Raw genomic sequence first — 14374 nt, forward strand, 5'->3', positions numbered from 1 at the left:
GTTCCTTTTTTCTTTCAAAGTTATGTGGTCGATGTCAAAAGAAGCAGGGGAGCAGGGAGCGGGGGGAGAAGACCCCATCCATTACAGGAGACAACAATTTTCAAGATTTTTCTTTCCCCTTGCCCCCTGCCCCCTTCCAGAGCGGGGCTGAAAAGTTTTCTATAACAAAACACTCAAGCTTTCCAGTCCATGTACTAGCAGGTTGGGAGCTGGTTTGAGAGGCACAGTAGAGTCAACGCACAGGTTAGGAAATTCCTCCAATAAAGCTTTGAGCGCAATCTTGGCTTCTAGTCGAGATAAAGGTGCGCCCAAACAGAAATGAATTCCATTGCTAAAGGCAAAATGTTCATTCGGTTCTCGATCGATGATGAAGCGATCAGCATTCTCAAACTGATGTTCATCTCGATTGGCAGAAGCTAGCCACACCCACACAAATTGCCCAGCAGGAATTGTCTGGTCTCCAATTTGGGTTTCTACTTGGGTGTATCGCTTAGTAAAAACTAGTGGGGAATAATAACGCAGTGCTTCCTCAATTGCACTCGGTAATAGAGACAAGTCATTGCGTAGGCGTTGGTTTGCATCGGGATACTCATGCAGACACCAAATGGTATTGGTAATTAAGTTAGTTGTCGTCTCATTACCAGCTGACAACAGTAGGATGCAAAAATCCACAACTTCCTGTCCGGTCAACTTTTCGCCGTCTTCATAAGCCGCAATTAAATCGCTGATCAGGTCATTGCCGGGATGCTCCCGCCGCTCCTTGAGTAATTCGCGGAAATAGTCACCCATCTCTTTGATAGCTGTTTGATTAAACCCTGCTACCCCGTCAGACCAGCGCTTGAAGTCTGACTGACGTTCAAGAGGTACACCAAGCATTTCTGCAATCACAGTGATCGGCAGAGGTATGGAGAAAGCTTGCAATAAATCTACCTGTTTGTGTTGCTTCATTTGCGCCAACAACTCGTGAGTCACTTGGGTAATCCTCGGTGCTAGAGCTTCGACTCGATTGGGAGTAAACACCTTTTGTACGAGGGCGCGTAGTGACTGATGTTTCGGCGGATCGATGTTAACTATACTCTGAGTAAAATCTTTTTGTTCGGGGGGTTTGGGGATTTTAGATGAAAAGGTTTTCCATTCGCTTAATACTCGTTTCACATCTTCATAGCGAAACACCATCCAACATTGCTGCTCTTTGTCATAAAAAACCGGCGCTTCCCGACGCATTTTAGCCAGCCAGGGATAAGGATTGAGCAGGAATTGTGGATCGGTCGGTAGAAATTGTAAATCGCTAGTCATGATAAATCTCCTTTTGTCAAAAATTGTCGGTCAATAAGCTAGGGGTGGTAATGATTAGGCGATCGCTGTGAAAGCAAACCCAAAAAACTTGCATTTTCTATAACAAAACACTCAAGCTTTCGAGTCCATGCACCCTGATGTTGGGAATTGGTTTGAGAGGCTCAGTAGAGTCAACGCACAGGTTAGGAAATTCCTCCAGCAAAGCTTTGATCCCAATCTTGGCTTCTAGTCGAGTTAAAGGTGCGCCCAAACAGAAATGAATTCCATTACCAAAGGCAAAATGTTTATTCGGTTCTCGATCAATGATGAAGCGATCGGCATTTTCAAACTTATGTTCATCTCGATTGGCAGAAGCTAGCCACGGATGCACAAGTTGCCCTTGAGGAATTGTCTGGTCTCCAATTTGGGTTTCTACTTGCGTGAATCGATTCAAAAAAGTAATCGGGGAATAATAACGCAGTACTTCCTCAATTGCACTCGGTAATAGAGACAAGTCATTGCGTAAGCGTTGGTTTTCATCGGGATGCTCATGCAGACACCAAATGGTATTGGTAATTAAGTTAGTTGTCGTCTCATTCCCGGCTGTCAACAGTAGGATGCAAAAATCCACAACTTCCTGTCCGGTCAACTTTTCTCCCTCTTCATAAGCCGCAATTAAATCGCTGATCAAATCTTGGCCTGGATGCGATTGCCGCTCCTTGAGTAATTTGCGGAAATAGTCAGCCATATTTTTTATTGCTGTTGGATCGGTAGCTAATACCCCCTCTGACCAGCGCTTGAAGTCTTCCCGCTCATCAAGGGGTACACCGAGGATTTCTCCAATCACGATGATCGGCAGAGGTGAGGAGAAAGCTTGGATTAAATCGACCTGTTTGTGTTGCTTCATTTGATCCAGCAACTCGTGAGTCAGTTCGGTAATCCGAGATTCCATAGCTTCGACTCGATGCGGAGTAAACACCTTTTGTACAAGGGTGCGTAGTGACTGATGTTTCGGCGGATCGGTCTGGGGTAAACTCTGAGTAAAATCTTCTCGGCCAAGGGGTTTCGGCGATTTAGATGAAAAGGTTTTCCATTCGCTTGCTACTCGTTCCACATCGTCATAGCGAAACACTATCCAAGCTTGCTGCTCTTTGTCATAGAAAACTGGCGCTTCTTGACGCATTTTAGCAAGCCTTGGATAAGGATTGAGCAGGAATTGTGGATCGGTTGGTTGGAACTGTAAATCGCTAGTCATGACAAATCTCCTTAAAAAATTGCAAGTTGAACTGAGTCAGATGCTGGCACTATCTGACGTATCATCTATGAGAGAGAAATCTGTTGTGGAATTACGGAGTCAGCCCTAGAGCGATGTCTGCCACAAGACGTTCGCGTAGCGTCTCCGACAGGAGAAGCGTCTACGGGCTGAATCCAGATTTCATCAACATGGCTATAACAAAAATCTCTTGACGCAGACATCAAATTAGGAAAGCGTCCAAATCAAGCCTTTTTAAGACCGTCTCAATTATGAATTACTCTTGTGCTAGTTTCAGCAGAGTTTCAATTACCTGCTTGTGCAAAGATTCTTGCGGGACTCCTAAACCAAAGAGGTGAGCGAAGGATAGACCATTGAGCGCTAGACGAATCAAAGTTGCGATCGCCGGATCGAGTCCACTTGCTTCAATTAGCCGTTGCCAATCAGCAAATTTTTCTTGCCAGGGCTTAAGTAATTCTGGATTTTCCGCAACCGCTGCTAGTAAAGCGGATTGCATTGCACCAGAGTGAGTATTATGATTTTCAAATGATCGGATATAGGCTCTAAGCCAATGTCCCGGTGTATTCGGTGGATCATCTTGCTCTAATTCATGCTTGAGTGATGCTGTCTTTTCGTCAATTAGCTGTTGCAACATCCCAGCAATCAAGGCTTCTTTGTTGGGAAAGTGGTAAAGTAATCCACCTTTACTGATACCTGCTTCGCGGGCAACTGCCTCCAACGTCAATGCCTTTGAACCATGAGCTACCATCACTCGCGCCGCTGCTTCTAGCAATGCATTACGGGTGGCGGACGTAGATTTTGTTTTTTTGCTAGTAATCATAGAGCTTGAATGATGGAACTAGATAAATTGTCCGGTGAACACAGTTTATCTGGCAACGAGATTGTCAATATCTTCTCTCATTGCTTCGTCTGTGGGGCAGCAAGGCTAGGATTAGATTTATTGGGTAAACTTGCTCTCTTTGAAAATCGGTGGGATGTAATCATACAGTGTAAAGTTTCATCCAACAAATCCGTAGCAGGTCGAACTCGCCGATTTTGAGACAGCAGCGAATTGCTACGGGAACCCAAAGCAGTTTGATGAATAAAGGGATTTGCAATGGTAAACATAACATTCTCAATCCAAGTATCTACTATTGGTTTACCGTCTAGACGGTTTATGAATTTATAATACCGTCCAGACGGTATAGTGTCAACTAGGTAGTTTAAGATTTTGGATAATTGATTCTTAGGGCAGAGGTCGAGTATTCCTAAAGGCTAGGTTAGACCTGCCTTGAAAATCCTTGGTTATTGTATTTGTTATCAGGAAAAAATCTTGCAATGCCTGTGGTAAATGCTCGCCTACGCTTCCTATATAAAAGCTCTAGAATTTAGAACACTTTATTTGCTGTATAACTACTGTATAGATACGTAATTTCCATGAATATCCCATTTTGGCAGTAACATAGTGAAACAGCATTGTTGATTTGTACTGTTTTACTTAATCAAGTTTTGTTTCACACGTTTTGGGAACATGAGTAAACTAATTCCAGCTATCAGAGTCAAAAACTTCAGCTTCTCTTACGACACTCAAAAGATAGTTGAAGGCGTGTCAATGGATATTTACCAAAACCAAGTCACGGCAATTATTGGTTCTAGTGGTTGTGGGAAGTCTACTTTTCTTAAATCGTTAAATCGCATGAGTGAATTAGAAGTAGAAGTAAAGGTTGAAGGAAAAGTAGAATTTTTTGGGCAGAGTATTTATGAGCGTCGTGTCAACATCAATCGCTTACGTCGCCAAGTTAGTATGGTTTTTCCCAAACCAAATCTTTTTCCAATGAGCGTTTACGATAATGTTGCTTATGGGGTGAAGTTAGTTGGATGGCATCCGAAAGTAGAATTAGATGGAATTGTTGAATCTGCCATCAAAGCTGCCGAACTTTGGGATGAAGTAAAGAATAAGCTGCATAAATCTGCTTTAGAGCTTTCTGGTGGTCAACAGCAAAGATTATGTATTGCCCGTGCTTTAGCGGTCAAGCCGAATGTTCTTTTGATGGATGAGCCTTGTTCAGGTCTCGATCCTATGGGTAGTATGAAAATCGAGAATTTGATCCATAACTTGCGTTCTGAGTTGACAATTGTGATTGTTACTCACAATATGCAGCAAGTTACTCGCCTATCTGATTTTACTGCTTTCTTTTATAGTAATGAAAATCGTATTACTCAAATGGTTGAATTTGGTACTACAAATAAAATCTTTACTAACCCTGTGGATTCTCGCACGCGCGACTATGTTTTTGCTCGCGTCTGTTGAAGTATTTCTTAAATTCTCGCTATTTAGAGGGTTACTACATAATGCAAGCAAAAATGAGCGGTTAAATTGAATTTCCGCTTGCTTTAAGTTTTTCTGGTGTTGGGCAATGCGATCTGATATTGACAGTATTTTTTTATACTATATATTTAAAGACAAGTATTTGCTTTAGACCACCTGAATCATAAAATGAAATGTCCCCGGTGCGAATCTACTTCATATCGTAAAAATGGTCGTCGGAATGACAAGCAGAATTACCTCTGCAAGAGTTGTGGTAAACAATTCCTTGAGCCTGTATTCTCTGATTCCCTAGAAACTGACTTGCTTCCTAACAACAACGGACATACTAAAGTATCTACGGCTGAAACAACGGAACTTTCTTTAGTAAAAAACCTGCCAGAAGAAAAAATCACAGAGAAAAGTCTTGGCTCTTTTAGTTTGATATTAGCTGAACAACTGCTGCAAACGATATTATCGCCTGGTTGGTTAGAATCTGCTGCTTTCAGCCGATTTATCGAAAAAATTCCCCAAAAAACTGAAATAAAACATCGATTAGAAACAGGAATATCACTTTTACTTTTGGATGCAGAAAATTTAAAACTAGATATGAATTCAGAATTATTTTTAGCTAGTGTCTGCAAGTATCCTCTCCAATTTAAAATTGCATTTGCTAACTGGAAAAATCCAAGTATTGGAAAGCAAGACATTGAACTATATAACCGTGGCTATCAACTTGTTCATGTGCCAGAGGGTAAGGATAGTGCTGATGCAAAAATGATCGCTTTTGGTGCTTGTGTTTTACGCTCTTATCCAACAGTTAAAGAAATATTAGTCTGTTCTAGCGATGGAATTTTAATTCACCTTTGTAACGAACTCCAAAACCAAGGATTAATTGTCTATTGGGTACGTAGACAAGGGCAAACTTTGCATATAGAAAATCGGAATACTGGCAAATTAACTCATTATTCTTTAGCAATGGCAACAGAAGTTCCATCTTTGGAAAAAGTGGTTGAGCAAATTCAAGATTTAATTAAAAATGAACAAGATTCAATCAATACTCGATTACACAGGTTAACAACTATTGCAAGTTTATTTCAAGAAAGATCCAATATCAATAATAAATCTCATCTTAACAAACCAGAAATTGAGGAAATTATCCCGATTATAGATAATTCATCTGTACAATCTATTCAAGAAGAAAATTCTGTGGAAATATCTAATAAGAAAACATTAGACAAATTACTATTAAAAATTATTCAAGATATACAAACAAAGTCTCCCCAAACTAAATTATCTGTGTCTAAACTAGGTTCAGAGTTACGTAAAATAACCGGAGAATCTCCTAATTCAATTATTAAAAAATTAAAGTTAGGTTCCAATTTTACCAAATATTTAAAATCATCTCCCATATTTACATTAAAAATGAATGGCAAAGAATATGAGGTGATGCCGCAACTCTTTGAATAGATACTTTCTGGATGTTTAGGTACAACCTGAGCCTGTAATTCTGTATTATGTAAAAAGATGTAAATAAATGTAAATAATACGATGCAGGATAAAGTTGTTATTATTGTCGGTGCTACTGGTGGTATTGGTTCAGCTTTAACACAAAAACTTGCGCCTACCGGAGTCCGGTTGGCACTGGCTGCAAGAGATGCGGTGCGTTTAACAACACTGGCTGCTGATTTACCAGGGCAAGTTTTGACTGTTCCCACCGATATTACTGACCCGCAACAAGTAGATACTTTGATAGAAAAGACCATCGCTGAGTTTGGTCAAATTGATATTTTAGTGAATGCAGCTGGTGCTGGTATACTCAAGCCCTATAACAGCCTGGAACCCGCTGATTTAGACAAGATGTTAGATGTCAACTTAAAAGGTAGCTTTTACACCACTCAAGCGGCTGCTGAAGAAATGCAAAAGCGCAAGTCTGGTCACATCTGTAATGTGGTAGGAATTTTGGGCAAGCATTCGATGGGGATGGCAGCGGCTTATTCGGCTTCTAAGTTTGGTGTTGTCGGTTTTAGCAAGTGCATGGCAGAGGAACTCAAGCGTTTTGGTATCAAGTTCACGCTATTCTACTTTGGTGGGGTAGATTCTCCTTTTTGGGATAACGTCAACCTAAAAGTAGACCGAAAAAAAATGCTCAGTCCTGAAACTGCTGCCAATGCGATTTTCTTTGCTCTTTCTGCCGAACCGCAAGCTGTGCCAATGGAAATTAACATTCAACCTGATAGTCATTTATTCTTTTAAAGTGGGAGTACGCTTACATAATTCTTGCTTAGGAAAGAAGTGAAAATCTAGCAAAAAAAGCAAAATTTACAGATATATAAACTGTTATGCTGGATTTTCAATATCTATGAAAATTGATCACGTTCATTTTTATGTAGAAGACGCCAAAGTGTGGCGGGATTGGTTTGTACGCCATCTTGGTTTTCAAGCAATAGCCGATCGCATCAGTTCATTTCACACTTGTACAGAAGTGGTGAAAAACGGTGATGTCTGCTTTTTTCTGTCTTCACCACTGTTACCCACAAGTCCAGTAGCTGAGTTTCTACGTCAATACCCGCCTGGTGTGGCAGATGTCGCTTTTGCTGTCGAAGATGTCGAAGGCGCGATCGCCCTAGCTCAAAAACACGGTGCTACAATCCTACAACCCATCCAGGAACGCCAAGAGGGTACGGCATTCATCAAATGTGGCAAAATTGCCGCCTGGGGTGGATTGACTCATACTTTGATAGAAAGGTCATTGGTCAGTGGTCATTTGTCATTGGTTTTTGACAAAGGACAAATGACTAATGACAAAGAACAAATCACAAATGACAACACTTTTACCGCCATAGATCACGTAGTACTAAACGTGGCGGTTGGTGAATTGGATCGTGCTGTGGCTTGGTACGAAAAAATTCTCGATTTTCAACCCCAGCAGGCATTTAAAATTAAAACCAATCGCTCTGCTTTACACAGCCAGGTGATGGTTTCACATAACGGTAGCGTCCAATTGCCAATTAATGAACCGGCTTCCAGCAATTCTCAAATTCAGGAATTTCTAGATGTCAATCGCGGGCCAGGAATTCAACATATTGCCTTGCGGACGACTAATCTTGTGAGTGCGATCGCTAAATTTCGTGCCAGTGGTTTATCCTTACTCTCGGTTCCCCAAACCTACTACTCGCAACTAAAACAGCGACCAGGAATCACGCTATCACCCTTAGAATTAGAAGCGATCGCTCAACAAGAAATTCTGGTGGACTGGCAAGAATATACTCCCGCAGGGACAAAACAAACCGCGCCCCTACTACTACAAATTTTCACCCAGCCCATTTTTGAACAGCCGACATTTTTCTTTGAATTTATTGAACGCCGTTTTCAAGCTCAAGGTTTTGGCGAAGGTAACTTTCGCGCCTTATTTGAAGCCATTGAAAGCGAACAAATCAAACGCGGTACTTTGCAATGATCCCTGAGTACAAAATATCAATTGAAATTCAGCCAGACTCCAAACAAGTTGATTTTGTAGATAAGCAACTTCATAAATTTAATGTAAGTAAGATTGGAGATTACCAATATACGCCACTGTTTCTATTGCTTCGTGATTCAGAAGAAAATGTAGTGGGTGGCTTGGAAGGTTTTATCGGCTTGGGATGGCTTCATATCGCTACTCTCTGGATTGCACAGGATTTAAGAGGTGATGGATATGGAAAAGCACTTCTTTTGGCAGCAGAGCAAGAGGCTGTTAATCGTGGCTGCTTAAACGTATATGTTTTTACTTACAGCTTCCAAGCTCCTGAATTTTATCAGCACTTGGGGTATGAAGTTTTTGGAGAGTTAGCGGATTTTCCTCCAGGTCATCGTCGATACTTTCTTAAAAAGAATTTACAAAAAACCCTTAGCTAAACTTGATGAAAAAATTAAGGGTTGAAAACCTCGCCTCTTGTAGGCGAAAAAATCCTTATCTCTCAAGGTAGATAGAAACCCCACCCCTTGTGGGTGGCTTAGTTTAATTTGCGAATTGCGAATTGATTTCATATGTCTCCAAAAATAGCCATACATCTGAGATAATTGTAATAAAAATTAACATTTTCCGCCGATGCTAAGACTGATTACTGACTTCGACGGCCCAATTATTGATGTTTCCGAACGGTACTACCGCGTTTATCAATTCTGCTTAGATAAAACCCGTCGCCCAGATCAAGTAGTGCAAGAACTTCCGAAAGCAGAATTTTGGCAGTTAAAGCGATCGCGTGTTCCTGAAAAACAAATCGCCTTAAATTCCGGGTTAGACGAAGCCCAAGCCCAAGAATTCGCCCAGTTGCGGCGGCAAACTGTGCATACAGAACCTTACTTTCACTATGACACTCTCGCGTCTGGTGCTGTGGACGCACTGTTAAAAATTCAACAAGCTGGAATTGATTTAGCAGTTATGACCATGCGCCGAGTTCGAGAGCTAGATTATGCCTTCCAAAAACACGATTTAGGGAGATTTTTCCCGGAAAATCGTTGTTATTGTCTGAATAACGACTACGTTAAAACTCGTGATATTGAAGATAAACCCTTGTTGATGGCTAGGGCATTAAAAGAACTGCCCCCGTCTGCTGATACCTGGATGGTGGGCGATACGGAAGCTGATATTACCGCTGCAAAAAATTATGGGATTAAGGTGATGGCTGTGGAATCTGGAATTCGCGATCGCACCCAACTAGAAATTTACCACCCCGACTTAATCGTTAAGGATTTTAGCGCTGCTGTAGATTTAGTTCTAAGAGCTAAACACCTTGTTTAAAAAGGCTCTGTAGCTGCAACAGATTCAATTAATCAGCATTCGGGTTGCAAATTAAAATAGGAGTCAGAATACCTATTCTGACTCCTGACTTTTTTATCTCAGAAGAACATACATAAACCATGTCTTCTTTGTGGTTTAACGTAGAAAACTACTAACCAACCACAACAATATAAACGTCACTACAGTAGAGAACTGATTCGTTTCCAGACTGATAAATGATATTTGTGGTAAGAGCCAGCTAGCAACTAGTCCCCCAAAGATTAGGCCAATTATTAAACTGACCAGGGTGAACAGAACGGCTCGGCCAAATTTGCTTTCCTTGCGATTAAGAAAGTAAATACTAGTGCCTACGCCAACCACCAATGCTAACTGCAAAACCTGATCGCCTCCCTCTGGATAGAACAGGCTAATAGAACTCAAACCGAGAAACCAAGCTCCTGGTAAGAATATATCCGCAGGCGTTGGCTGATCCAGCATTCTTTGCAGCCATGCAGGTGACTGCTCGCGAGGGGTTGGACTTTCTTTCGGAGGCGATTGCACTCGCAACTCTGGAAACCGTATCCGCTCAGGGACTTTGATTTTACCTTCCTGGCGCATCCGTAAGCGATCCATTAAAATCGCATCGTAAGCCGCCTCAATCACTTCTAAATGCTTGGCATCGCCATTATGTTGCTCGAATAGGCGATTTCGAGCATCCTGAATTTCATCGAAGCTAGCCTCTTCTGATACCCCAAGTTTTTCGTAGGGATTTTGATCGCTCATGGGAGTTTGTTACTTCAGCCTCAGTCAGCGGCAGTCTTTTATCGAATAAAAAACAGCTTTAGGTTTTATTTTGATCGAAACTAAAGTCTCGACCTATTTATATGCCCTACCAGGATAGTAGCACGGGTTAGTTTGATCGACTTTGTAATTTCAACTATAGTCACTTTAACATATCGATATAACTCCGTGTATACCCTCATGTCGTTGTCTAATTCTGGCTCTAATCTAGAATTTGAACGGAGAGTACCTAAAATTCATGGTTTTTTTAAAAAAATCAACTTTACTGTTTCAAATTTGGCAATTTACTGTGCCCTAAAAGAGTTTTTTTTAATTATACTGAATAATCGCTTGTGGTATATATCCACATATCGATTTAAAATTGAAACGTTTTAAGTTACCACCTAACTGGGATCAAAAAGGTGTCTTGCTATCAAAAACGGTTGCAGTTAAAGTCAGAGCGCTTATATACTGTTGGCTAACAGAAGTTTCGCCTTCTCATTGCCCACAATCCTGATTAGAGTATTTATTTTTGAATGATCGGGATTCTTATACCGTAGCCATGTAGATTCTTAGTTAGTCCCCAAGTGGCAACTGCGTTTTTACGCAACTCTCTTGTTAATCTTACGAATTTTTGTGCAAAGTAATGGTCATGGCTCCTGCCAAGATTCTTGTAGTTGACGACGACCCTGCGGTTCGGAATTTAATCCAACGCTTTTTGATTAAGCAGAACTATCAGGTGGAGGCTGCCGAAGATGGAAAGACAGCCTTAACTCTATTTGAGCAATTTAACCCTGATTTGGTGATTCTAGATGTGAATTTACCAGATGTCACAGGGTTTAACCTCTGCCAAGAGATGCAAAGTCGTAATGGTGTTTTTGTTTTGATGTTGACTAGCCGTGCTGACGAAGCTGACAAAATTCGTGGCTTTGCTAAAGGTGCTGACGACTATCTCACCAAGCCTTTTGGGCTGGGAGAACTAGAAGTCAGAGTCGGAGCTATTTTGAGGCGTCAGCGAGTGATAACTACGGCCGAGCAGAAACGCTTGGTATTTGAAAAACTTATGATCGATCCAGTGCGACGGGAGGTAGCACTTAACAACCAACCAGTACCCTTAACTGCTCTGGAATTTGACTTGTTGCATTTTTTAGCTAGTCATCCAGGCCGAGTTTGGCGGCGGGCAGAATTGATCCATGAGGTGTGGGATTATGAATATGTCGGCGACCAACGGGTTGTAGATGTTCATATTGGCCAAATTCGCAAGAAGATTGAAATTGATGCTAGTCAGCCAGCATTAATTCAAACTGTACGTGGCGTAGGCTATAAGTTTGAATCTGCTGCTCACCCCCAGCAGTTGGAAGGCAAGTCCTGAGTTTATAGTCTAGAGTTTTTTAACTCTTGACTGTTAACTCTTGGGAGAGCCATTAGTGAATTTCTTTGGGTTTAGTAACAGACAAATTTAGATAATTAAAATAGGTAGATATTCCTCAAATACAGACCAGACAGTTATTTGAGATATTTATTTATTTATCTATTTAAGATAGTAGACAGGGGAGAAAGTCCACTGGAAAATATTTCTTGGTAGTTACCGTTTTGGTAGATATAACGGTGCTTAGATTGGAGTTTGTAGGGCACATAGCTGTGCATTGGTAGTCAACTTCAGCTAAAGTCCCCTTAAAACCCCGTTTCTAGCCTCTGTCTGGAAATGCTACTCATTGACCTGCTGCTGTAAGTCAGGGAAGCGGCAGCCTCAAAATAGGTATTCCCAGTCGGGGACTGAGAAAAAGCTAAATTCCGCCCTATTACCAACTACTTTTGGCAATAAGAAAAACTATTAGAACTTTTTTATGGATCGGAATCTACCGATCTTTTTTATTGTAATATTGCCGATCGCTATTATCTTAAAATGCCGTTAATGGGTCACGGTATATCGTGCCCCATTAATCGGGGAATAACGCCTTTCATACCAGTACCTATGGGGTGTCTAGTAAATTAGCTGTTGCTGGTGAGTCGGTACAGGGCATTTCTACTGTGGAGTGGTGAAACAAAGTTTCCAGATAAACTCGCGCAGCCCGGCGATCGCTATCTCCATTTTGGAGTAAAAACAATGATAGCGCCGCCGTCAATACTCTGTTTTCATCCCAATCAGGATGGGTTTCTAAGTAGTTTTTTAAGGATTCGTGGAGTGTTTCAGGAATTTCTGTAAAGATGCTAACCGTTGCTTTCATGAGATTTTCCTCCTATGAGGATAATCAAGAGGGACAAGTTGCTTGCGGTAAAGCGGTTTAGGGCTTCACACGCTCTTTCGCTATCCCGACAATCTGCACTTACATCTGATAGTAATATATTTTACATACTTGATGTCAACAGTTGAACAGGATTATAAAAGCAAGCCGCATCATTGTGCGCCAAGAGGGGGTGGGTTTGTCAATGCTGCGAAATGTTAAAAACGATTGTATAAAAAATAAATCCGAACGAAATAATCGGACTTTAAGCCAATTTTTTGTTACTTTACTTCATAAAAACTCAGTCCTTAAACTTCTTTGCTACTTATAATCAACAATCCCCAGTAAGACAGTAAGAAGCCTATTAGCTCGTATAGCACCTGTGGAAAACTGCTAAAATGCCTGTGGAAACCCTGTGGAATAAGTGAGGAAAATAGTAACCAATGATAAGAATTACAAAAATGTCATCAAATTATGACATTTAAGCTGATGAAATTAGCTTCTCAATCTCAGTTATCATCGTGGTTGCCCTCGATACATCCCCAGGTCTGGATTTTCGCAACTGGTAGATTTATCTCGGAAGTTGGTACCGGCTTTACCCTGTTTTATGCCCCCATCTTTTTTGTTAATCAACTTGGTTTATCTGCAACCAGTGTTGGGGTAGCCTTGGGTAGCGCCTCGATTTCCGGCATTGTAGGGCGGATTGTAGGTGGTTCTTTGGCTGATTCTGAATACTGGGGACGCCGCCGCACTTTGTTGCTAGCGACGGCGATTTTAGCAATTGCTTCTCTAGTTTTAGCTGCAACCAATAATTTCACTTCTTTGGTAATCGGTAGCTTGATTAGCGGTTTAGGGATAGGTTTCTATTGGCCTGCGGCTGAAGCTGTGGTTGCTGACGCTAGCCAAATTGACAATCGCCGCGAAACTTTTGCGATCGCCCGACTAGCTGATAATCTTGGGTTAGCGATCGGAATTCTGCTGGCTGGGTTTTTGATCGCGATCATTGGGAATTATCGATGGCTATTTATAATTGATGCCATCTCTTTTATGCTATTTTTTGGAGTTGTCTATGTAGGGATTAGTGAAACTGAACAACAGCAGATAGAGGAATCTGACAAGACAGAACTTTTTGCTGCTTGGATGGCAGTATTAAAAGATGGGCGTTTCCTAGTCTACATAGCAGTTAATATATTCTTTACAATCTATATTTCTCAAATCCACAGCACCCTGCCGCTTTACTTCAAAAACTTTGTCCTTGTAGAAAGTACCGCCAAGGGATTTGCTGAAACTACCATTAGTGGACTATTTGCTTGGCATCTAGTGTTTGCAATTATTTGTCAGTTGCCTGTCACCAGCATTTTAAAACGCTGCTCTCATACACTTGCGCTTACTATTTCCGCCATTTTCTGGGCAATTGGTTTCGGCCTGATTTGGGTTAGCGGTACAGCCCCATCTCATCATCTGTTTTGGGTAATATTGGCATTGGGAGTATTTGCTGTGGCGATTGTTTCCTATACCCCATCTGCTGCCTCTTTAGTGACTGAGTTAGCCCCGGAAAATCAACGCGGCGTGTATTTCTCTATCAACGCTTTGTGCTGGGCTGTTGGCTCTTTTATTGGTCATCCCTTGGGTGGATGGGCATTAGATCAACCACAAATTATTACTAATACTTACTGGCTAGGCTTCATCTTCAGTGTAGCGATCGCTGTGGTAATTTTACAGTACCTGAATCGAATTTTGGCTGAGTAGGGGCGCACAGGTGTGGGCTTATTTTC

The 14374-nt window shown here is 41.4% G+C and carries 13 protein-coding genes and 1 pseudogene; 8 read left to right on the forward strand and 6 right to left on the reverse strand.

Translation table 11 applies throughout. The features are described 5' to 3' along the window. Positions 1-159 precede the first annotated feature (159 nt). The 4 genes from RMY63_RS16220 to RMY63_RS16235 form a co-directional block, all read right to left on the reverse strand. Entirely contained in the window at positions 160-1296 is a 1137-nt protein-coding gene (locus tag RMY63_RS16220; protein WP_322729682.1) for a cytochrome P450, read from the reverse strand. Between the two features lie 97 nt (positions 1297-1393). Then, positions 1394-2530 carry a cytochrome P450 gene (locus RMY63_RS16225; RefSeq protein WP_322729683.1) on the reverse strand — a complete coding sequence of 379 codons (1137 nt, stop codon included), beginning with the start codon at positions 2528-2530 and terminating at the stop codon, positions 1394-1396. A gap of 274 nt (positions 2531-2804) precedes the next feature. After that, complete coding sequence (locus RMY63_RS16230) at positions 2805-3368, reverse strand: TetR/AcrR family transcriptional regulator (protein ID WP_322729684.1); 564 nt, start codon at positions 3366-3368, stop codon at positions 2805-2807. A gap of 77 nt (positions 3369-3445) precedes the next feature. Next, on the reverse strand, positions 3446-3655 hold the full coding sequence (locus tag RMY63_RS16235; protein ID WP_322729685.1) for a hypothetical protein: 210 nt from the start codon (positions 3653-3655) through the stop codon (positions 3446-3448). Positions 3656-4058: 403 nt separating this feature from the next. Between RMY63_RS16235 and RMY63_RS16240 the strand changes: the two genes are divergently transcribed. The 6 genes from RMY63_RS16240 (at position 4059) to RMY63_RS16270 (ending at position 9615) form a co-directional block, all read left to right on the forward strand. Beyond that, positions 4059-4838: a phosphate ABC transporter ATP-binding protein gene (locus RMY63_RS16240; RefSeq protein ID WP_322729686.1), complete on the forward strand. Its 780-nt coding sequence runs from the start codon at positions 4059-4061 to the stop codon at positions 4836-4838. Positions 4839-5024: 186 nt separating this feature from the next. Next, positions 5025-6302: a transposase-like zinc-binding domain-containing protein gene (locus RMY63_RS16250; RefSeq protein WP_416212522.1), complete on the forward strand. Its 1278-nt coding sequence runs from the start codon at positions 5025-5027 to the stop codon at positions 6300-6302. An 81-nt stretch (positions 6303-6383) separates the two neighbouring features. Further along, positions 6384-7088, forward strand: a complete 705-nt coding sequence (locus RMY63_RS16255) for an SDR family oxidoreductase (RefSeq protein ID WP_322729687.1) — start codon at positions 6384-6386, stop codon at positions 7086-7088. Between the two features lie 106 nt (positions 7089-7194). Next, complete coding sequence (gene hppD / locus RMY63_RS16260; RefSeq protein ID WP_322729688.1) at positions 7195-8292, forward strand: 4-hydroxyphenylpyruvate dioxygenase; 1098 nt, start codon at positions 7195-7197, stop codon at positions 8290-8292. Further along, the gene (locus RMY63_RS16265; protein ID WP_322729689.1) at positions 8289-8729 is read left to right on the forward strand and encodes a GNAT family N-acetyltransferase; all 441 of its coding nucleotides are present in this window, start codon (positions 8289-8291) and stop codon (positions 8727-8729) included. Before hppD ends, RMY63_RS16265 begins: the two co-directional genes overlap by 4 nt. 193 nt (positions 8730-8922) lie before the next feature. Next, positions 8923-9615, forward strand: a complete 693-nt coding sequence (locus tag RMY63_RS16270) for an HAD family hydrolase (protein WP_322729690.1) — start codon at positions 8923-8925, stop codon at positions 9613-9615. 135 nt (positions 9616-9750) lie between these two features. On the opposite strand, the gene RMY63_RS16275 is transcribed toward RMY63_RS16270, so the two are convergent. Beyond that, positions 9751-10377, reverse strand: coding sequence for a CPP1-like family protein (locus RMY63_RS16275; RefSeq protein WP_322729691.1), 627 nt, complete (start codon positions 10375-10377; stop codon positions 9751-9753). Positions 10378-11026: 649 nt separating this feature from the next. Here RMY63_RS16275 and RMY63_RS16280 point away from each other — a divergent pair. Next, positions 11027-11746 carry a response regulator transcription factor gene (locus RMY63_RS16280; protein ID WP_322729692.1) on the forward strand — a complete coding sequence of 240 codons (720 nt, stop codon included), beginning with the start codon at positions 11027-11029 and terminating at the stop codon, positions 11744-11746. Positions 11747-12410: 664 nt separating this feature from the next. Here the strand turns inward: RMY63_RS16280 and RMY63_RS16285 are convergent. Continuing rightward, positions 12411-12602, reverse strand: a pseudogene (locus RMY63_RS16285) (DUF2811 domain-containing protein); the annotation flags it as partial. Between the two features lie 471 nt (positions 12603-13073). Between RMY63_RS16285 and RMY63_RS16290 the strand changes: the two are divergent. Beyond that, positions 13074-14348 carry an MFS transporter gene (locus RMY63_RS16290; RefSeq protein WP_322729693.1) on the forward strand — a complete coding sequence of 425 codons (1275 nt, stop codon included), beginning with the start codon at positions 13074-13076 and terminating at the stop codon, positions 14346-14348. The last annotated feature ends 26 nt before the right edge of the window (positions 14349-14374 follow it).

The organism is Nostoc sp. ChiQUE01b (genome assembly GCF_034531255.1).
GTDB lineage: Bacteria > Cyanobacteriota > Cyanobacteriia > Cyanobacteriales > Nostocaceae > Nostoc.